Source organism: Aeromonas sp. 9A (assembly GCF_963900955.1).
Taxonomy (GTDB): domain Bacteria; phylum Pseudomonadota; class Gammaproteobacteria; order Enterobacterales; family Aeromonadaceae; genus Aeromonas; species Aeromonas salmonicida.
In genome coordinates this window covers 4,261,527-4,282,460 of the sequence record NZ_CAWRFG010000001.1, presented here as the reverse complement: position 1 = coordinate 4,282,460, position 20,934 = coordinate 4,261,527, and the positions used below count along the sequence as shown (strand labels likewise).

15 protein-coding genes are annotated in these 20,934 nt (G+C 60.4%); 8 read left to right on the top strand and 7 right to left on the bottom strand.

Annotated elements, in window-relative coordinates; translation table 11 throughout:
• Positions 1-52: 52 nt before the first annotated feature.
• The 5 genes from AACX78_RS19795 to AACX78_RS19775 are packed head-to-tail and all read right to left on the bottom strand — an operon-like array spanning position 53 to position 4,621.
• Entirely contained in the window at positions 53-1,060 is a 1,008-nt protein-coding gene (locus tag AACX78_RS19795) for an ABC transporter ATP-binding protein (RefSeq protein WP_159167183.1), read from the bottom strand.
• 6 nt (positions 1,061-1,066) lie between these two features.
• A complete protein-coding gene (locus AACX78_RS19790; protein ID WP_059113360.1) occupies positions 1,067-1,843 on the bottom strand; it encodes an ABC transporter permease in 777 nt (258 codons plus the stop codon).
• Positions 1,836-2,732: an ABC transporter permease gene (locus tag AACX78_RS19785; protein ID WP_159167182.1), complete on the bottom strand. Its 897-nt coding sequence runs from the start codon at positions 2,730-2,732 to the stop codon at positions 1,836-1,838. The genes AACX78_RS19790 and AACX78_RS19785 overlap by 8 nt, the downstream gene beginning before the upstream one ends.
• Positions 2,732-3,565, bottom strand: a complete 834-nt coding sequence (locus tag AACX78_RS19780; protein WP_159167181.1) for an alkaline phosphatase family protein — start codon at positions 3,563-3,565, stop codon at positions 2,732-2,734. Before AACX78_RS19780 ends, AACX78_RS19785 begins: the two co-directional genes overlap by 1 nt.
• Before the next feature lie 9 nt (positions 3,566-3,574).
• Positions 3,575-4,621 carry an ABC transporter substrate-binding protein gene (locus tag AACX78_RS19775; RefSeq protein WP_159167180.1) on the bottom strand — a complete coding sequence of 349 codons (1,047 nt, stop codon included), beginning with the start codon at positions 4,619-4,621 and terminating at the stop codon, positions 3,575-3,577.
• 232 nt (positions 4,622-4,853) lie between these two features.
• On the opposite strand from AACX78_RS19775, the gene AACX78_RS19770 reads away from it, so the two are divergent.
• Positions 4,854-5,618, top strand: coding sequence for a UTRA domain-containing protein (locus tag AACX78_RS19770; protein WP_201302962.1), 765 nt, complete (start codon positions 4,854-4,856; stop codon positions 5,616-5,618).
• 40 nt (positions 5,619-5,658) lie between these two features.
• Here AACX78_RS19770 and AACX78_RS19765 read toward each other — a convergent pair whose 3' ends face one another.
• Both AACX78_RS19765 and AACX78_RS19760 read right to left on the bottom strand, forming a co-directional pair.
• The gene (locus tag AACX78_RS19765; RefSeq protein WP_159167178.1) at positions 5,659-6,423 is read right to left on the bottom strand and encodes a helix-turn-helix domain-containing protein; all 765 of its coding nucleotides are present in this window, start codon (positions 6,421-6,423) and stop codon (positions 5,659-5,661) included.
• Positions 6,424-6,861: 438 nt separating this feature from the next.
• Complete coding sequence (locus AACX78_RS19760; RefSeq protein ID WP_159167177.1) at positions 6,862-7,776, bottom strand: LysR family transcriptional regulator; 915 nt, start codon at positions 7,774-7,776, stop codon at positions 6,862-6,864.
• A gap of 257 nt (positions 7,777-8,033) precedes the next feature.
• On the opposite strand from AACX78_RS19760, the gene AACX78_RS19755 reads away from it, so the two are divergent.
• The 7 genes from AACX78_RS19755 (at position 8,034) to AACX78_RS19725 (ending at position 20,715) form a co-directional block, all read left to right on the top strand.
• A complete protein-coding gene (locus AACX78_RS19755) occupies positions 8,034-8,366 on the top strand; it encodes a hypothetical protein (RefSeq protein ID WP_017411873.1) in 333 nt (110 codons plus the stop codon).
• Between the two features lie 30 nt (positions 8,367-8,396).
• Positions 8,397-9,083, top strand: a complete 687-nt coding sequence (locus AACX78_RS19750; protein ID WP_159167176.1) for a pirin family protein — start codon at positions 8,397-8,399, stop codon at positions 9,081-9,083.
• Positions 9,084-9,123: 40 nt separating this feature from the next.
• Positions 9,124-9,516, top strand: a complete 393-nt coding sequence (locus tag AACX78_RS19745; protein WP_058395795.1) for a DoxX family protein — start codon at positions 9,124-9,126, stop codon at positions 9,514-9,516.
• A 236-nt stretch (positions 9,517-9,752) separates the two neighbouring features.
• Positions 9,753-13,157 (top strand): exodeoxyribonuclease V subunit gamma, encoded by a 3,405-nt coding sequence (recC, locus tag AACX78_RS19740; RefSeq protein ID WP_159167175.1) that lies wholly within the window; start codon positions 9,753-9,755, stop codon positions 13,155-13,157.
• Entirely contained in the window at positions 13,157-16,777 is a 3,621-nt protein-coding gene (gene recB / locus AACX78_RS19735) for an exodeoxyribonuclease V subunit beta (RefSeq protein WP_159167174.1), read from the top strand. The genes recC and recB overlap by 1 nt, the downstream gene beginning before the upstream one ends.
• Positions 16,774-18,852: an exodeoxyribonuclease V subunit alpha gene (gene recD, locus AACX78_RS19730; protein ID WP_159167173.1), complete on the top strand. Its 2,079-nt coding sequence runs from the start codon at positions 16,774-16,776 to the stop codon at positions 18,850-18,852. Before recB ends, recD begins: the two co-directional genes overlap by 4 nt.
• 54 nt (positions 18,853-18,906) lie before the next feature.
• Entirely contained in the window at positions 18,907-20,715 is a 1,809-nt protein-coding gene (locus AACX78_RS19725; protein ID WP_159167172.1) for an AIPR family protein, read from the top strand.
• Positions 20,716-20,934 lie beyond the last annotated feature (219 nt).

The following is a 20,934-nucleotide window of genomic DNA, read 5'->3' as shown; positions in this document are numbered from 1 at the left end:
GACGGGCGGCATGTTGGCCGCTCGCCGCTTTAAATAGGGCGTAATCCATCGCTTATGCTACCTCACACAGCTGATCCCGGGCCACCGCCAGGGTGACGGCCGTGCCCACCGGCAACAGGTCGCGGGCCGAGCGATTGAGGGTATCCACCGTCAAGAGCCCCGCTTCGCACTCCACCTGATAGCGGATGATGTTGCCGAGCAACTGCTGCTGGCGAATGACGCCGGGCAGGCAGGGATCAAGGCTCTGCTCCCCCGCAGGCAACAGGTTGATGGACTCGGGTCGCAGCGCCAGGGTGCCGCGAAAACGGGGGCCGAACAGCGACTTGGCCTGCTCGGGGGGCAGCAGGTTGTAGTGGCCGATAAAGCTCGCCACGAACTCGCTGGCGGGACGGGTGTAGATCTCTTCCGGCGTGCCGCTCTGGACGATGGATCCCTTGTTCATCAGGAACACCCGATCCGACATGGTCAGCGCCTCTTCCTGATCGTGGGTGACGAAGATGGTGGTGAGCTCGAGCCGCTGCTGGATCTCGCGGATCTGCAATCGCAGGCTGCGGCGGATGCGGGCATCCAGCGCAGAGAGGGGTTCATCCAACAGCAGGATCCGCGGCCGTACCACCAGGGCCCGGGCGAGGGCGACCCGCTGGCGCTGGCCGCCGGAGAGCTCGCCCGGATAGCGGCGCTCGAAGCCATCCAGCTCCACCAGACTCAAGGCCTCCTGCACGCTGGCGGCCAGCTCCCGTCCCGGCTGGGGCTTCATTTTCAGGCCGAAGGCCACGTTGTCCCACACCGTCATGTTGGGGAACAGGGCATAGCTCTGGAACACCATGCCGATGCCACGCTTCTGGGGCGCCTGCCAGGTGATGTCCTCACCGGCCACCCGTACCTGACCGCCATCGACCGGCGTCAGCCCGGCCAGCGCCCGCAGCAGGGTGGATTTGCCGCAGCCGGAGGGGCCGAGCAGGGTCACCAGCTCCCCCTTGCGGATGCCGAATTCGATCCCTTCGAAGACCTTGGTCTCGCCGTAGGATTTGTGCAGTTGGCTTACTTCTAGATGGAACATATGGGATCACCGATGGAATCTGTTCGCCGCCCAGGTGAGCAGCAGGGTCAGCAGGAAGTAGCTCATCACCAGCGCGCTGGTGAAGTGGCCCGAGGTGGCGCGCATGTTGTAGAGATAGACCTGCAGGGTTTCGTAACGGGTGCCCACCAGCATGTTGGCAAACACGAACTCACCAAGCAGGAAGGAGAGGGAGAGAAACAGCGCCGCCAGCAGCCCCTTGCGCAGATTTGGCAGCACCACCAGGGCGAAGGCGCGTGTGCTGCTTGCCCCCAGCAGGTGGGCGGCATCCATCAGATCCCGGAGCGGCACGCCCTGCAAGCTGTTGGCCAGCGCCCGATACATAAAGGGGAGCACCACCGTGAACCAGGTGCCTACCAGGATCCAGGGCGTACCGATAATCGGCAGCGGGCCGTCGGCGTAGATCTGCAGCAACCCCACCGAGGAGACCACGGGCGGCACCGCAAAGGGGAGCAGGATCAGCAGGTTCATCCAGGGATCCAGCTTGGGGAAGTAGTAGGCCACCACCAGCACGGTCGGGACCAGCACCAGGGTGCCCAGCAGCAGGGTAGCGAAGCAGACAAACAGGCTGCGGCCGAAGGCAGCCAGGAAGCGCGGATCCCCCCACAGTTGCAGATACCATTCCAGCGTGAAGCCGTCCGGCATCAGAGTCGCCCCCCAGCGGGTGGAGAGGGAGTAGAGCAGGGTCGCCAGCAGTGGCAGCAGCAGGGTTGCTACCAGGATGCTCAGCACCCAGCGCGGCCAGCTTGGTTGGAGTTCACTCATGGGAATTTCCCTTCGCATGGTAGCTGCGCTTGAGCAGCCATTGATTTGCCGCCGTCACCACTCCCAGCAGCACCATCAGGATCACCGCCAGCGCCGCCGCCAGATTGGGTTCGAGGAAGATGTCGCCGGAGACCAGACTGGCCACCCGTATGGTCACCAGGTTGAAGTTGCCCGTGGTGAGGGCATAGGCCGAGGCATAGGCTCCCACTGCATTGGCAAACAGTATGATGAGAGTACCGAGCAGTGCTGGCGTCAGCACCGGCAGTGCCACGTGCCACACATACTGCCTCTTGCTGGCCCCCAGCAGGGCGGCGGCCTGGGGCCAGTCATCCTGCAGTGCATCGAACGCCGGGTAGAGCAGCAGCAGGGCGAGGGGGATCTGGAAATAGGTGTAGATGAGGATGAGACCAGCCCCTGAGTAGAGGTTGAAACCGTCGATCCAGCCCCAGGATTTTAGCAGCAGTGTGATGGCGCCGTTGATGCCGAGAATGATGATGAAGGCGAACGCCAGCGGCACACCGCTGAAGTTGCTGGTCATGGTGACAAACGCCAGCAGGGTTCGCTTGACCCGCTCACCGCTCTGGCGCAGCGCCGCTGCCCCCAGGGTGCCGATGGCAAGCCCCGCCAAACTGGCGATACCGGCGATGCGCAATGAGTTGGTGAAGGATTGCAGGTAGAAGGGGGAGCTCAGGATCTCCCGGTAATGATCCAGGCCCCAGTCATCCGGGGTTTGAAAGCTGCCCACCAGCACCCACACCATGGGGGCGAGCTGGAACAGTATCATCAAGAGGAAAAACGGCAGCAGTACCAGCGCAGGCAGCCAGTGGCGACGGGCTTGACGCGGGATCACGGCTTGATCCGGCAGGATCCTTGTGGCGGCAGAGATCATCAGTGCACCTCGCGCAGGCAGGCAGCCTTGAGCAGCAGCAGGCCGCTAGGCTTGTCATGGGCAACGCCAAGCAAGTCGGCCATCAGGCCGCAGAGCTGGGTTTGTTGCAAGGCAGGTCCGGCAGGCCACTGAGCCACAAAGGCATCGCCAAACAGCCAGAGCGGCACAGTGCGCTCCTCGGGCAAGGTGCCGCCGTGGCTCAAGTCGTTGTTCATGCCGTGATCCGAGGTCACCAGTACTTGGTAACCTTCCCCCAGCCACTGGGGCAGCAGATCGGCCAGCAGACTGTCCATGCGGCGCGCCTGGTTGCGGTACTGGCGCGAGTCCAGGCCAAACTGGTGGCCCGCATCGTCCACTCCCATGGGGTGGATCAGCAGAAAATCGGGGTCATGCTGGGTTCGCAGCCATTCCCCATCCATCAGCAGATGGCTGTCAGGGTAGCTGTCATCCCAGTAGAAGCAGCCGTGCTGGATAGGCAGCTGTTCATCATGGGTATAGCGATCCCGTAGCGCCAGCCAGGGGCTGCGGTTGTAAAGTTCGCTCACCCAGTAATAGGCGGCGGCTGCCGTGCGCTTGCCGCTGGCTCGGGCGAGATGGAAGATGGATTCATGCTGGCTCAAGCGACTGACACCGTTGTGGGTGATGCCGCTGGCCACTGGCGGTACGCCGGTCAGGATGCACTCGTAGAGCGGCCGGGATAGGGAGGGCAGGGCGCAGCTCAGGGTCGTATACAAGCCGCGCTCCGCCTCCACCATGCCTGTGAGGTAGCCCATTGTGTGGGCTACCTCGGCAGACAGGCCATCCACAAGTACCACTATCACCTTGTGTTGCACTGGATACCCTTACTGCATGTTGATCATGACGGTTTCCTGCCACTGGCGCGGCAGGGCCTTGGAGCTCTGTTCCCAGGCTGCATGATCCTGCACCGGCTTGGCATTGGCATACTGCTCGGCAGGCAACAGCTTGGCTTTCACGTCATACGGCAATACCACATTGCTGCGGATGGGACGGGCGTAGCCACGGGCCAGGTTGATTTGACCTGCGTCCGAGAGGATGTATTCCCGCGCCAGCTTGGCGGCGTTGGGGTTCTTGGCCCACTTGTTGATGATGGTGGTGTAGCCGGCGATGACGGAGCCGTCGTTCGGGATAACCACATCAAACTTCTTGGGGTCTATCTTGTCGCGGTAGTTCAGTGCGTTGAAGTCCCACAGCACACCCACTTCCACTTCACCCTTCTCGATATTGGCGATGGAAGGGTCGTTCAGGGAGAGGCGTCCCTGTTTGGCCAGCTGGCCGAACAGCTCGAGCGCGGGTTTCAGGTTTTTCTCGCTGCCGCCGGTGGCATAGGCCGCCGCCAGCACGCCGTTGTTGGCCTGGGAAGCGACGCCCACATCACCCAGGGTCACCTTGTAGTCACCGCCGAGCAGGGATTGCCAGCTGGTGGGGGCGGCCTTGACCAGATCCTTGTTGATGAGGAAGGCGATGGTGCCGGTATAGGCCAGCATCCAGTGACCGTCCGCATCCTTGGCCCAGTTTGGAATGTCTGCCCAGGTGGAGGGTTTGTAAGGCTGGGTAACTCCCTGCTTGACCGCGACCGGACCGAAGGCGCCGCCCACGTCACCGATGTCGGCGGTGGCGTTGGCCTTCTCGGCGGCAAACTTGGCGATCTCCTGGGCCGAGCTCATGTCGGTATCCTGATGCTTGATACCGTAGATATTGCCCAACTGCTGCCAGGTGTCCTTCCAGTTGGCCCAGCTGTCGGGCATGCCGATGCTGTGGAGCTGGCCTTCGCCGCGGGCGGCCTTCTCAAGATCCGCGATATTTTCGGCTGCAAACAGTGGTTGGCTGATGGCCACCAGGGCCAGTGCACTTGCGATCACGCTTTTCATCATCCCATCCCTCTGGACTAGGTCAGTTAAGGTTCGAGAGGGATGCTAGAGGGGGAATATGACGGTGGCGGGGCGTTTTGATGGCAGTTTGATGACAATTGGGCTGTCATGGCACTGTCATCCAGACGGGTTACAACTCAGGGCCAATAGACGCTGGTCTACTCCAGCCGTAAACAAACCTGAATGACCAGGGGATGTGACAGTGACTGAGTTGCGATTGAGCGAGCAGGGTATGGCCGCTGGCCGGAGCCCCTCCAAGTGTGAACAGATTTGCCAGACCCTGCGCCGCTATATCGGCAGCGGCCAGCTGGCGGCGGGGCAGCAGCTGCCCGCCGAACGGGCCTTGAGCGAGCGCTTTGCCACCACCCGCATCACCATCAAGGAGGCACTGTCGAGCCTGGAAGCGGATGGCCTTATCTACCGGGCCGAGCGGCGTGGCTGGTTCGTGGCACCGCCCAGACTCACCTATGATCCCGCCATCCATACCCATTTCCACCAGTGGATCGGCGAGCAGCAGCGTATCGCCGAGACCCGGGTGCTGGCCCACGGCAGCGCCCTGGCCAGCAGCGAGCTGTGTCACTGGATGGGGCTGGATCCCTTCACGCCGCTTTACGAGATCCGCCGCCTGCGCCTGATCGACGATCGCCCCGTGCTCCACGTCAGCCACCATCTGCTGGCCAGTCGTTTTCCCGATATCGCCAGTGCGCCGCTGGCCAGCTCCCTCACCGAGCTTTATCAGCAGCGCTATGGCATAGGCCAGGGCGGGGCCAGCCTCGAGATCACCCCCTCGGCGGCGCGGGGCACCATAGCCCGCTCCCTCAATCTGGCGGAAGGGAGCCCTGTGCTGCGGCTGGTGCGGGTCAACTATGACGAGAGAGGGGGGCTGGTGGATTGCGATATCGAGCACTGGCGGCCGGATGCGATCCGCATCTGTCTGGATACGCGGGCGTTGCAGCCGGTCGCAGGCAGATCGCAGCAAACTCAACTCACCGAGTAGGCCCCAATCAGCGCAGCGGATCCCGCAGGATCCGCCGGGATCAGTTATCGATATTGGGGATCAGGTCGTCGAAGCTCTGATAACCGCAGTCCGCCAGCTGCAGCGACATTGTGTAGGTCTTGCTGCCCTCCCGCTGGCCGATGGCGGGGCGGTTGAGCTTGAGTTCCTGATGCCAGTACTCCTTCATCCGCTCGATCAGTGCCATGGCCTCGCTCTCGTCCAGATGAAGCTGGCACAGCGCCATGTAGTTGTTGGACTTGTGCATGTTCTCCACCAGATAGTCACCCAGCACCGACATGGCCTGGCGTGCCTGCTGGCGGGCGAAGCGACTGTGCTGCTCGAAGCTGATGCGCTCGCTGATGAGGAAGTGGTAGCTGTTGTCGATGCCGAGCTGCAAGATGCCGAGCTTCTCCAGCTTGCGCAGGTAGAGGTAGCAGGAGGCATCGGTCAGGCTGTACTCCCGCTTGAGATCGATCAGGGTCTTGTCGCGCCAGAAGATGTTGGCGAGAAAGGCATAAAGCCCCGGCTCCTTGTGAAACGCCTCGTCCTGCTCCTGGGTGAAGACGGCCCGGCGGCTCTGGACATCCTGGGTACGGTCCAGCAGCTCCTCGAACGAGAGTCCCACCAGGTGGCAGATCTCCAGCAGGGTATCGAACGGCAGGGAGGGCTTGTTCATCATGCGTTTGACGGTGGCGATGGAGACGCCCATGGCTTCTGCCAGGGTCTGATAGCGGATCCCCTTGTCGGTCAGGGTCTTCTTCAGGGTGTCGAGAATGTGGTTGGCCAGGGTCTGGCTATAGGTCATGCAACTATTCCTTTATCTGCATCTTTATGTTGTGTCAGAAACTGAGTTCTTTTCTGGTTATGGGCTCAGATATTGACACTTAAAAAAACCAGAGGAAATAAACCCGTTGAAAACGATTGAAATGGCCAGACCAGTTAGCGATGAAGGTTGCAGATAGTGATACTCAGCGGTGCATATCCTTCAACCGTTCAACATTTTACTGGTGATGCATAAAACATCGCGCATAATTCAAAACGAATCGGATTCAAGACCTTCCTGGTTGAGAAAACGATTGTTTGCTTCCAATTTAAGGGTTTTTTAAACCGCAAGGTTTTTATTCTTTCCTGGCATTGAGCGGAACTCGCAAGAGGTCCGCTTTTTTTCTTTTCCCCGAATTTGAGCCCGCCGTCAAGCAGAGGCGAGCGCCGCCTCCGTTTGTCATGCTGAGTGTTCCCTGTCTTACTCTCCCTTGCAGGGAAACAGTTTGGGGATCTCCCGCACCAGCCAGCTCTTGGCCTTGCCCATGGTATCGCGGCGCCAGGCCAGCACGACCTGGATCTGGTGACGATATTCGGGGCTGATCACCTTGAGCCGACCGGCCTTGATGTCCTCTTCTATCCAGCTCAGTGGCATGGTGCCGACACCTATTCCCGCCAGCAGGGCATCACGCTTCTCTGTCATTGTGCTGACGGTGAGGCGTGGCTGCTTGTCCAGCAGGCGATAGGTGAGCACGGGTTTGCGCAGTGCAGAGTCGGCTACCGCTATGGCGCGGTAGCGGCGCAGCGTCTCGTCCGCCAGGGGCTCGGGCTCCTGGTGCAGTGGGTGATCCGGGTGGGCGACATAGAGCATCACCTCTTCCTGCAGCGCCTGATGCTTGATGCCGGTCATCATGATGTCAGGGTTGAGAGAGGAAATGAGCAGGTCTGCGCGGCCATCTTCCAGACACTCCCAGCTGCCCGCCAGCACTTCGGCGCGAAACCTCAATCGGGTATCCGTCAACTCGGCCAGTCTTTCAACCAGGGGATAGAGCGCCTGTACCGGCACCAGGGCATCAACGGCTATGGTGATGTCGGTTTCCCAGCCCCGGGCCAGCGCCCGGGTTTCGCCCACCAGATGTTCGGCTGCCTCCAGCAGTACCCGGCCCCGCTCCAGCAGCATGCGGCCGGCCGGGGTGAACTTGGTTCTGTGGCCGCTGCGATCAAACAGCATGGCGTCCAGCTCGTCTTCCAGCTTCTGTACCGTGTAGCTCAGCGCCGAGGGGACCTTGCCCAGCTCATCTGCGGCCGCCGCGAAGCTGCCGCGACGATCGATGGCGTCCAGCACCCGGATCGCCTCCAGGGTCAGCGCCCGTTCCTTGTTCGATTCCTTGGCCATTTCATACCTTCAATTTTTTTGAACATGTTTGCCAGTTTATCTCGATAACAACTTAGGCCAAGTCACTTTAATATTCAATCAACGCTTAGGCAGGAAGGCCGAGCGGCCAAATAAAAGGTAGTTCCGGGCTGTGACATCGTAAATCAGGATGTCTGACTTCGGTGAAAGAACAACACACTATTTGAATAACCTCTTGCACGGATGCATTGATTCTGGCCAAACCGGCCCAGGCAATGACACAAATACCAAGAGAGTAAATGAACATGAAAAACGTAATCAAGATGTTGGCCGTTGCAGGCCTGATGACCGCAGGTTTTGCACAGGCTTCTGTTCCTGCCGACCTCAATGCCGCACCGGGCGTGCTGTTTGTAAACTGGCATGCAACCGCTGCGATGGATGGCAAGGCCAACCCCATGCTGGAAGTGCGCGATGAGTCCGGTGATCTGGTTGCCTCTGTCCACGCCAATCTGATGGGCGCTCAGCAGGTGAAGATACCAAGCCGCACTCAGGGCAACCTGACCGTCAGCCTGGGTGATCAGAGCAGTGACTACCGCATCCCGTTCGGTCTGGGTGACGGCCGCCAACGTTAATCGACCTATTTGGTACGTGAGGATCACACCATGATGCAATTGAGAGCCGCAGAAGCGCGCGGCAAGGCCAACTTCGGCTGGCTGGATGCGCGCCACAGTTTTTCGTTCGGGCACTACTATGACCCGGACTGGATGGGACACTCGGTGCTGCGGGTCATCAACCAGGATCTGGTGTCACCCGGTGGCGGCTTCGCCACTCACCCTCACGCCAACATGGAGATCCTGACCTGCGTGCTGAGCGGCACCATAGAGCACAAGGACAGCCTCGGCCATGCCGAGCAGATACCGGCAGGGGATTTCCAGCTGATGAGCGCCGGGTCAGGCATCCGGCACAGCGAGAACAACCCCTCGCAGACGGAGCCGCTCTCCCTGTTGCAAATCTGGATCGAGCCGAACGAACACGGCACGGCCCCCGGTTATCAGCAGAAGAAGATTGAAGCCAACCCGGGATTGACCCTGGTGGCATCTCCGGATGGCGAAGCAGGATCCTTCAGGATCCGCCAGCAGGCCCGCGTATGGCAGTTGCAGCTCGAACCCGGCGAGAGTCTCACCTGGGCGCTGGCTGGCCGACACGGTTACCTGCAGATGATTTCAGGGGAGCTGACCGCCAACGGTCTGGCTGCCCGACCCGGCGACGGGGTACTCAGTCGTGATGAACCCAAATGGGATCTGGTGGCAACGAGTGCCAGCCAAGCCCTGTTATTTGACCTACCCTGAAGCAGTCAGCGGTGATTTGACGTAAAACGAGGAATTTGAAATGGACAAGATGAGAGATATGGCACTGCTGGTGGGTCGTGTACTGCTGGCGCTGATGTTTGTGATGGCAGGCTGGAGCAAGATCGGCGGTTATGCCGGTACTCAGGGTTATATGGAAGCCATGGGCGTACCCGGGTTCATGTTGCCGCTGGTAATTTTGCTTGAGCTGGGTGGTGGTCTGGCGGTGGTCTTGGGCCTGTTTACCCGCAGCATCGCCGTATTGCTGGCCGGTTTTACCCTGATGGCCGCCTTTATTTTCCACTATCAGCCTGCGGATCAGATGCAGATGTTGATGTTTATGAAGAACGTCTCGGTGGCCGGTGGTTTCCTGGCCCTGGCGGCGGCCGGTGCAGGGGCCTTCAGTCTGGATGCCCGCCTCGGCAAGAACTGGTAATACCCTGAAGGTTCAAGTTTTCCAACGCCTTTTAGCCGGTGCAACTGCACCGGCTTTTTTGTGCCCGGGACAAATGTGCGACCGCCCGCATATTCTGCCGCCGGCGCCATCAGGGGCAACAAGCGCCTTTTGCATCTTCCCCCCCGATCCCTGACAATCTCATTTCGTGTGAAGTGACGGGAATCGCTCATCTTTTTCCGTGCTCACCCCCTCGTTTGAATTGGCGGGAGTCGTCCATGTTTACCCTTTACCACTCCAATCAGCTGGATCTGCTCAAGGAGCTGCTGGTCAACCACATCCGGCAGGCACCTCTCGCTCACCCCTTCGAGCAGGAACAGATCCTGGTGCAGAGTCCTGGCATGGCCCAGTGGCTCAAGCTGGAACTGGCCAAGGCATTCGGCATCGCCGCCAATATCGAATTTCCGCTGCCCGCCAGCTTTATCTGGGAGATGTTCACCCGGGTGCTGGCGGATGTGCCGCGCCAGAGCCCCTACAACAAGGGCGCCATGAGCTGGCAGCTGATGACCATTTTGCCCGCCCTGCTGGATCGTCCCGCCTTCGCACCGCTCGCCGCCTATCTGGGCGGTGGGGATGAGCAAGATCCTGCCGGGGATCCCGAACAGGTTCGACTGTGGCAGCTCTGCCAGAAGGTGGCGGATCTGTTCGACCAGTATCTGGTTTACCGGCCTGACTGGATCGCTCGCTGGGAAGAGGGGGAAGGGCTGGTCGGAACAGGGAGCCAGGATCTGGCCGGAGTGAGTGGTCAGGATTGGCAGCCCGAACTGTGGCGCGAGCTGGTGGCCCGCACCCTGGCACTGAGCCCCAGCGGCTACCACAGAGCCAACCTCTACGAGGAGTTCATCCACGAGCTGCAACGTACACGGGATCTGCCGGGCAAGCTGCCCCAGCGGGTGTTCGTGTTCGGTATCTCGGCGCTGCCACCGCGCTATGTGGAAGCCCTGCTGGCCCTTGGCAGCCGACCCGAGGTGGAGGTGCATCTGTTCGTCACCAATCCCTGCCGCTACTACTGGGGGGATCTACTCGATCGCAAAACCCTGGCGCGGCTGGAGAACAAGCTCAAACCGGGCACGGACCTCGACACCCTGCAGGGGCCCGCCAACCCGCTGCTCGCCTCCATGGGCAAGCTGGGGCGCGACTACCTGCACCAGTTGATGGAGCTGGAGGTGCCACAAATCGAGGCCTTCGTCGATATCGATGAGGTGGATGCCACAGGCAATGTCAGGCTGCTGCGCGCCATCCAGAAGGATGTGCTGGAGCTGGGTTCGCGGGGCGAGGGCCAGTTCGATCTCGACAGCAGCCACCACAAGAGCCCGATCGATCCAACGGATGGATCCCTGCAGATCCACGCCTGCCACGGCCCGATGCGGGAACTCGAAGTGCTGCACGACCGGCTGCTGGCACTGTTCGAGCAGGACCTGTCCCTCACCCCGAAGGATGTGGTGGTGATGATGCCGGATGTGAACAGCTACGGCCCCTACATTCAGGCCGTGTTTGGGGCGCGGGGCCAGATCCCCTTTGCGGTCTCGGATCGGGCAGCCAGCCAGGAGAGCCCGCTGCTGCAAAGCTTCCTCGCCCTGTTGCACCTGCCTGGCGCCCGCCTCGGCGCCGGCGAGCTGCTCGCCATTCTGGAGGTGCCCGCCGTGCTGCGCCGCTTCGAGCTGGATGACGACGAGTTCAACCAGCTGCGGGTCTGGGTGCAGGAGACCGGCATCCGCTGGGGTCTGGATGATGCCTACCCGGAGCGCTTTGAGCTGCCGCGCATGTCCGGCAACAGCTGGCTGTTTGGCTTGCGCCGCATGTTGCTGGGCTTTGCCATGGGGGATGGGGAGCCGGTGGCGGGCATGTCGTTCTGCACCGATCATGGTGCAGGGCAGCAGGGCGCTGTGGCCAGCATATTGCCCTATGCCGAGATCGAAGGTCAGCAGGGCCTGGCCCTTGGCAAGCTGGCCTGGTTTGTCGACTCCCTGGCGGAGTTTCTGCCCCGTTTGCAGCGTGAGCAGAGCCTGCCCGAGTGGTCAGCCTGCCTCCTTGATTTGCTGGATCGCTTCTATCTGGCCGACGAGGAAGAAGAGCGCCTGCTGCAACTGATCCGCAGCCAGCTGGCCGAGTGGCAGACCCAGCTCGGCGAGGCCCGCTTCGATCAGCCCATCACCGCCGACCTGCTGCAAGATTACCTCGGCAAGGTACTGGGGGAGTCCCGCTCCAGCCAGCGCTTCCTCGCCGGTCAGGTCAACTTCTGTACCCTGATGCCGATGCGCTCCATCCCCTTCAAGCAGGTCTGCCTGCTCGGCATGAACGACGGCGTCTACCCGCGCACCCTGGCCCCCATGGGGTTCGATCTGATGGCGGTGGCGTCGCGGCGCGGGGATCGCTCGCGCCGCGATGATGACCGCTACCTGTTCCTAGAGGCGCTGCTCAGCGCCCAGCAGGGGCTCTATATCAGCTATCAGGGCTTCAGCGCCCAGGACAACAGCGACAAGGTGCCGTCCGTCTTGCTGGCGGAGCTGATCGATTATGTACGCCAGGGCTTCGTGCTGGCGGGGGATGAGGCGCTCGACGACGAGACCTCCGGCGAGCGGCTGCTCAAGCACCTGGTGGTCGAGCACCCGCTCACCCCCTACAGCCGCAGCTACTTCTATCCGGAAGCAGAGTCCCGGCTCTTTACCTATGCCGCCGACTGGCTGCCTGCCCTCAATCCGGTGCGTGGCGCCGCCAACTTCCAGAGTGGCGAGCTGCCGTTGCCGCCCGAATGGGGCAAGGAGCAGGGGCTGGAGCTGGCGGAGCTGCTGCGCTTCTATCGCCAGCCCGCCAAGTATTTCCTCAACCGCCGCCTCAAGGTGTGGTTTGAACTCAACGAAGCCAATATTGAAGACAGCGAGCCATTCGAGCTGGACGGTCTGCAACACTACCAGCTCAAGGCCCTGCTGCTCGATTCCCATCTGGCCGAGGGGGACAGCGCAATACGGCGTGAGCGGTTGCAGCTCACTGGCCTGCTGCCCCAAGGCTGGTTCGGCAGCTTGCTGCTAGATGATCTGGACGCCGAGATGGGCAAGCTGGCGGAGCGCCTGCGCCCCTGGGTCAGTGAAAAACAGGCGGTGGAGATCGATATTTCCCTGGCCCAGGGCCAGCTGCAAGGGTGGATCGACACCCAGAAGGGGCGCTTGCTGGTGGTGAAACCCGGCAGCTTCAACGGCAAGGATCTGCTGCTGGGCTGGATCCAGCACCTCTGCCTCTCCCTGAGCTGTGCCCCCGGTGACACCCTGCTGTTCGATGCCAAACAGAGTCTGCGGCTGCCCAAGCTCTCGGCCGACGAGGCAAGGCCCAAGTTGGCGGCGCTGGTGGCGCTCTGGGCGCAGGGGATGAAGCGACCGCTGCCGTTTTTCCCCAACACGGCCTGGGATTGGCTCAAGTCGATGGAGAAGGAGCCCGACAAACCGGATGCCGCCGACAAGGCGGCCCTCACCCGTTTCAACGGCGGCTGGATGATCAATGGTGAGGGGGCAGACGCTTACGTTGCCCGCTGCTTCCCCGAACTCGATGACGAGGCGCTGGGGCAGTTGCAGGCGCTGGCCCGCGAGCACCTGACCCCGCTGCTCAAGACCCTGGAGGAGCTGAAATAATGGCTAACCCGCTCAATACCCTGCGCTTTCCCCTCCACGGTGAACGACTGATCGAAGCCTCTGCCGGTACCGGCAAGACCTACACCATAGCCGGTCTCTACCTGCGGTTGCTGTTGGGGCACGGCCCGCTTATCGAAGAGGGGGCGGATGCCGGTCAGCCCAGCGCCCACGAACGGCCGCTCTCTGTGACCGAGATCCTGGTGGTGACCTTTACCGAGGCGGCCACCGCCGAGCTGCGCGGGCGGATCCGCGCACGCATCCACGAGGCGCGCCTCGCGTTTTTGCGCGGTGAGAGCAAGGATGTGCTGCTGACCCAGCTGCTTGAAGAGGTGGAGGACCACGAACTGGCGGCCCGCCGCCTGCTGGCCGCCGAACGGCAGATGGACGAGGCGGCTGTGTTTACCATCCACGGCTTCTGCCAGCGGATGCTGACGCAGAATGCCTTCGAGTCGGGTGCCCTCTTTGAAACAGAATTTCTCACCGATGACAGCCAGCTAAGGCTGCAGGCGGTGAGCGACTACTGGCGCGCCGAGTTCTATCCGGTGGATAAAACCCTCGCCAGTTCGGTGCGCGCGCTCTGGCCGAGCCCCGCCGCCCTGCTGCGGGAGATGAGCAGCTGGCTCGACAACAGCGAGCTGGAGATACTGCCTGCGCTGGGGGATGAGACCCTTGCCGCTCGTCATCAAGCGGCCATGGCCCGTATCGAAGCGGTGAAAAATGGCTGGCTGGCGCAAGGGGACGAGATCCGCCGCCAGACAGAGGGGCAAATCAAGCTCTATACCGGCAAGAACTACGAAGGCTGGCTCGCCAAGATCGGGGACTGGGCACAGGATCCGACCAGCGGTTATACCCTGCCCAAGGATCTCGAGCGCTTCGGCCAAGAAACATTGGAGGCCAAGCTGAGCAAGGGGAAGGCGTTACCAACCCTGCCGCTGTTCAGCGAAATCGATGCGCTGCTGGCGAGCCGCCCGGGTATTCGCGACCTTATCCTGCAACGGGCGGCCAGGGTGGTGCGCAGCCGGATGCAGGCGAGCAAGCGCCAAGCCCATCAGCTCTCGTTCGATGACCTGCTCAAGGATCTCGACGGGGCGCTTGGTTCGGGCCTTGGCGAGCGGCTCTGCGATCGGATCCGCGCCACCTATCGGGTGGCGATGATCGATGAATTTCAGGATACCGACCCCCAGCAGTACCGCATTTTCCATCGGCTCTACGGCGGCCACACAGACACGGCGCTGTTGATGATCGGTGACCCCAAGCAGGCCATCTACGGCTTTCGCGGCGCTGACATCTTTACCTACATTCAGGCGCGGCGAAATGTGAGCGCCCACTACACCCTCGGGCGCAACTGGCGCTCCAGCAGTGCGCTGGTGGGGGCGGTCAACGGCCTGTTCGAGCGGGCCAAGGATCCCTTTATCTACGAGGCGGATATTCCCTTCCTGCCGGTGGAGGCGCAGGGCAAGAGCAAGGCGCTGCTGCTCGATGGTGCCACCGCCCCAGTGCTCCACTGCTGGCAGCTGACCGGCCAGCCCACCTTCAATCGGGGGGATTACCAGAGCAAGATGGCGCGCGCCACCGCCGCCGAGATCCACCGCCTGCTGACCCTGGCCCGCGAGGGCAAGGCGAAGATAGGCGATCAGGCGGTGAAGGCCGGAGATATCGCCGTGCTGGTGCGAACCGGCGCCGAGGGCAAGCTGGTGCAGCAGGAGCTGGCGCGCCTCGCCATCGCCTCCGTCTACCTGTCGAACCGCGAGAGCGTGCTGGAGCAGACGGAGGCGCGGGAGATCCTGCTGATTCTGCACGCCTGCCAGAATCCGAGCGAAGAGCGCAGCCTGCGGGCGGCGCTTGCCACCGGGCTGTTTGATCTGGATGCCAAGGCGCTCGATGGGCTGGCCAGCGACGAGCGGGCGTGGGAGAGCGCGGTGCAGGAGTTTATGGAGTACCGCAAGATCTGGCATCGCCGTGGCGTGCTGGCGATGCTGCGGGCCCTGCTGCACCGGCGCAATCTCGCTTCCTCCCTGCTGGCGAACCCCTATGGGGAGCGGCGGCTGACCAACTTCCTCCATCTGGCTGAGCTGCTGCAACAGGTGAGCAGCGAGCTGGATGGGGAATATGCCCTGCTGCGCTGGCTGGGGGAGGCGGTGAGCCGCCCGAGCGGCCAGGATGCGGAACAGGTACTGCGCCTCGAATCCGAGCGCAAATTGGTACAGATAGTCACCATCCACAAATCCAAGGGGCTGGAGTACCCCCTGGTGTTCCTGCCCTTTATCTGCAGCCACAGAACCGCCGAGACCCCGCTCTATCACGAGGCGGATGAAGCGGGCAATCGCACCATTCTCGACCTGACCGGCGCCGACTCGTCGCTTGCCGAAGCGGACAAGGAGCGCCTCGCCGAAGACTTGCGACTGCTCTACGTGGCGCTGACCCGGGGCGTCTACGCCACCTGGCTGGGGCTGGCACCGGTGCGGGCCGGTAACGGCAAGTCGGAGAAGACAGACCTGCACCACACCGCCATCGGCTATCTGCTGCAAAAGGGCGAAGAGGGGGATGCCGATACCCTGGCGACCGCTTTGACCGAGCTGTCGCAGGCGCTGCCCGGTGTGGCTGTCGGTGAGCCCTCGCTCACCCGTCCGGCCCCGCTGCCGACAGAAGAGGAGCAGTTGGGCGAGCCGCAGGTGCGCCGCTTTACCGGTTCCCTCGAACGGGATTGGTGGATCAGCTCCTACTCCGGGCTGGCGGCGCAGGGCCACGGCCACAGCAAGGGTGTCTTGGCCAATCCCGGCTTCGATGACGAGGTAGCCACAGAGTCGGCGAGCGCGGCTGCCTTGCTGGCCGAGTCGGGGGAGGTGGCAGCGCCTGAGCCCTCCATCTTCACCTTCCCGAAGGGGGCACGCCCCGGCACCCTGCTCCACAGTCTGTTCGAAACCATCGATTTTCAGAGCGCCGGTGGCGAGTCGCTGGCGCACCATATCGCTGCCCTGCTGGCGCAAGATGGCTTCGACGAGGACTGGGCGCCCGTGCTGCAACAGCAGGTGGAGACGGTGCTCGATACCCCGCTGGATACCGGCTTTGACGAGCCGGTGCGGCTGCGGGATCTGGCGCCCGAGCGCAAGCAGGTGGAGCTGGAGTTCTTCCTGCCCATGGGGCGGGTGACGGCACCGGCGCTGACCGCGCTTTGCCAGCAGCATGACCCGCTGTCGCGGGGCAACAAGCCGCTGAGCTTTGCCACAGTGCAGGGGATGCTCAAGGGCTTTATCGATCTGGTGTTCGAGTGGCAGGGGCGCTGGTATCTGCTCGACTACAAATCAAACCACCTCGGCATGAGCCCCGCCGATTACAGCCGACCGGCGCTGGAGCGGGCCATGTGTGATCATCGCTACGACCTGCAATACCAGCTCTACTCGCTGGCGCTGCACCGGCTGCTCACCCTGCGCCTGCCGGGCTACGACTTCGAGCAGCACTTTGGCGGCGTCTTCTATCTGTTCCTGCGCGGCATGCCGCAGGGGGGCATTTTCCATACCCGCCCGAGCCGTGAACTGGTGCTGGGGCTGGATCGGTTGTTTAGCGCAGGCAGTGAGCCGCCAGCAGCGGGATCCCACCCATTGAACGAGGTAGAGGCATGAGCGACACCATGATCAGCACGGCGACCAGCGCCATCATGATCGAACGGTTGAAAGCACTGGCGCTGACGGGGCGCATTCGCCAGCTGGATCTGCAATTTGCCAAGCTGGTGGCCGATCTTGGCGGCAGCCCCGAGCTGGTGCTGGGGGCTGCGCTCACCTGCTTCGAGCTGGGGCGCGGCCATGTCTGTCTGCCGCTGGAGATGCTGGCACATTCTGGTAACGAAAAGCCATCCCTGCGACCGTTCGGGCTGGATCCCCAGCAGAGCCGGGATCTGCTGGTGGATCTGGCGGATCCTGGCCGCTGGCCCGCCCTGTTTGCGGCAAGCCCCTTGGTCGGTACGGAACAGGATGAGGGGCTCGCCCCGCGCTGGCCGCTGCGGCTCTGGCACGGGCGGCTCTATCTCACCTGCTACCACGATTTTGAACTGGGGGTGGCTCGTCATCTGCGCGCTTTGAGTGAACGCGCCGAATGGCCGGAGATTGCTCCCGCCCTGTCGCGGCTGTTTGCCCGCGACTACGGGCTGGTGTTCGCGGCGCTGCTCAAGGCCCGCCTCGCCCCCGACTTCTCGGCCCGCCACTTTATCGAGAAGTATCTCGATCTGGTGTTCCCGAGCGAGGTGGATTGGCCCGCCATCGAGGCATTGCTGGCCAGCGCCCAGGCGGCGAGCGACCTTGGCAAGCTGGATACGCTGGTACCCGAGGCGCTCTGTTGCAACGGCCAGAAGCTGGCGGCGGCCACCGCGGCGGCGCGCCCCTTTGCGGTGATCTCCGGCGGCCCCGGCACCGGCAAGACCACGACTGTGGCCAAACTGCTCGCCATTCTGGTGGAGACCGGCCTGCAAGCCGGCAAGGCACCGGCGATCCGGCTGGTGGCCCCCACCGGCAAGGCGGCGGCGCGCCTGACCGAGAGTATCGGCTCTGCCCTGCAGGCCCTCGATCTGCCCCCCGAATGGGTCGAAGCGATCCCCACCGAAGCGGGCACCTTGCACCGGTTGCTCGGGGTCATTCCGGGGCGCAGCCAGTTCCGCCACCACGCAGGCAACCCGCTGCACCTCGACTTGCTGGTGGTGGATGAGGCCTCTATGGTCGATTTGCCGATGATGGCGCGCCTGCTCGATGCGCTGCCAAGCCACGCCCGCCTGATCCTGCTCGGCGACAAGGATCAGCTCGCCTCGGTGGAGGCGGGGGCCGTGCTCGGCGATATCTGCAGCTTTATCGAACAGGGCATCAGCCCGGCGCAGGCGGATTGGCTCTCCCGCCAGACCGGCTACCGCTTGCAGGGCACACCCGCGGGGGCACCGGTGCGTGACAGCCTCTGCTTGCTGGCCAAGAGCTGGCGCTTTGATCAGCACTCTGGCATCGGTCAGTTGGCGCGCGCCTGCAACAGCGGCGAGGCCACGGCGGTGGAGGCAGTCTGGGGTATGGGCTTTGCCGATATCAGCCTGCACCCCTGGGCCGGGGAGGCCTACGAGGCCCTGATTGCCCAGGGGGTGGCCGGTTACGGCGCTTATCTCAAGGCGGCCCGTGCGGGGGAGGATCCCGCGACCGTATTCAAGGCATTCAACAGCTTCCAGATCCTCTGCGCCCTGCGCGACGGCCCGTTCGGGGTGCTGGGGCTTAACGAGCGGCTGGAACTGGCCCTGTCACGGGCTGGCCTGATTGCCCGCGACGGCGACTGGTATGCCGGTCGCCCTGTGATGGTGGTGCGCAACGACCACGGGGTTGGCCTCTACAACGGCGATATGGGGCTCTGCCTGCCCGATGAAAGCGGGCGGTTAAAGGTATGGTTTGAGCAGCCGGACGGCACCCTGCGGGCGCTTCTGCCCAGCCGCCTGCCGCCCCACGAGACTGTCTACGCCATGACCATCCACAAATCCCAGGGTTCCGAGTTCGCCCATACCGTGCTGGTGCTGCCCGACAGCCCCAGCCCCTTGCTGACCCGCGAGCTGGTCTATACCGGCATCACCCGCGCCAAGGCCCGGCTCGATCTCTACGGCGATCGCGCCCTGTTGGCACAGGCAGTACGGAAAAAGACCGAGCGTTATTCCGGTCTGGCGGAGAGGTTGTCGTATTAACTTTTTATTATTTGTGGTGTAACGAATTCAAATAGGCAATAAGGATTTTTATCAATGGCATATGTTAGTGAGTTGTCTGAACAGGATAATATAACGCCAGCAGCACCTACAGCTAGGCTTGTTGCTCAACGATTGGGACGAACTTTAACTGCACGATTCCAAGATTACATACACAAAAGAGAGTGTGAGCCAACCCAGTCTGACTATGAAGTTAAAATGGCAAGTCGCGCATTGGCTGCATTTTCAATATCATATTTGGCCGATGTGGATGACGTCCTTGCTGGTCAATGTGTTTGCGATAGCAGTCAGGATGGCGGTATTGATGCTATTTGTGTCAACCATGCAGAAAAGAAAATCGTTATAGTGCAGTCGAAATATAATCAAGCTGGAAATGGTACGTGGACAAATGCAGATTTTCTAGCATTTAAGCATGCTTGTGAATTATTGCAGATGTCACAATATGATCGGTTTGATGAAATTTTGTCAAATATGTCAGAGGATATTGAGGTTGGGCTTAACTCTATAGACTATAAAATATTATTTGTCATGACCCATACGGGTAAGAGAGGCGCCGCTAACAATATCCTTGCTGATATGATTTCATGGCAGCGAGAGTTGAATGATGCGGCACTGATTGGTTCTGACATAGATAATTCTCAGTTGCCATTTCAAGTTCACTTGGTTTCAGCGGAAGATTTAACTGAGTGGTTACAAGCTGGTTCAAATATCAAGGTTGATTTAAATGATGTAGAGTTAGACCACTATGGATTGATGTTGGAGCCGTACCAAGCATTTTATGGTCAAATTAGTGGTGATCAAGTAGTTGATTGGTGGAGAGCACATGGAACAAAATTGTTTTCTAAAAACATTAGGAATATTTTAGGAAGTACAGAAGTAAATGAGTCAATAAAAGCCACTGCAATCACTAATCCTGAGTTATTTTGGTATTTTAATAATGGTGTAACTCTGCTGGTATCAGAAATAGAGCCACATAGAAGAAACTCTAATAGAGGCACATCAAGGGGGACTTTCAAATTTTCGAATGCCAGTGTTATTAATGGAGCGCAGACTGTAAGCACACTCGGCGAGGTATTTAAAAACAGTGATACACAACAAGATTTAATTGAAAAGCTTCGGTTGATAAAAGTTCCCGCTAGATTAATTAAGGTGAATGACAATGATAATACTGAAATTGCAAGCTTGATTACTAGGGCAAATAATCACCAAAATAGAGTCTTGGGGCGAGACTTCGCATCTCAACATGTTGAACAGATTCGGCTTGCTCGAGAGCTGGTTGTTGAGGGATACAAATATCAGTTGTTAAGGACTGACAACCAATCGGTAATTATGGATGAAAACTCGATTGATTTAGACGAAGCTCTGAATGGATTGGCATGTTTAACTCTTTCACCATCAGTTCTTGCAACATTAAAAACACAGCGTGGTAAGTTTTTTGATAATTTAGATGGTGCTCTATATCGTCAAATTTTTAATCCTAGTGTTTCTGGTGTGAAGTTAATTAACTCTGTAAGGCATTTAAGATGTATTGAGAGTCTTATCTCATCAAAGCTTGATTCTATTGACCGATATGAGAATAGTAAGCGCCATTTGATTGTAACTCATGGAAATAGAGTCTTTTCTGCAATACTTCTTAATAAAGTGTGCAACATTATTAATGCGAATGATGTTGTAGTGCCTGATAGTAATTCAATATCTGGTAAGTTAGACTTAGTTATAGGGTTTGCTGAGGAGTTCATAGAGAGTAACTATTCCAATGCATATCCCGCTCGCTTCTTTGGTAATGTGGAAAAAGTAACAGAGATAATTGGTGCTATAACCAATAGCATTGATTGGAGATCTTAATATGTGATCTCGTATGTTGGGCTTCGCAGGCTCAGCGCCAACCTACCGATTGTGTAGGTTGTGGCTGAGCGTAGCGAAGCCCAACATTTACCGCGAAATCTCTTTTTCCCTTCCCCTCATCCCCAGCCCTTCGCCTCCTTTTTAATAAACGGGAGAAGGGAGATTGAGCTCCCTTTGGTCTGGTTCGCACCACGGGATTATCTGGCATTTGTAGGTTCG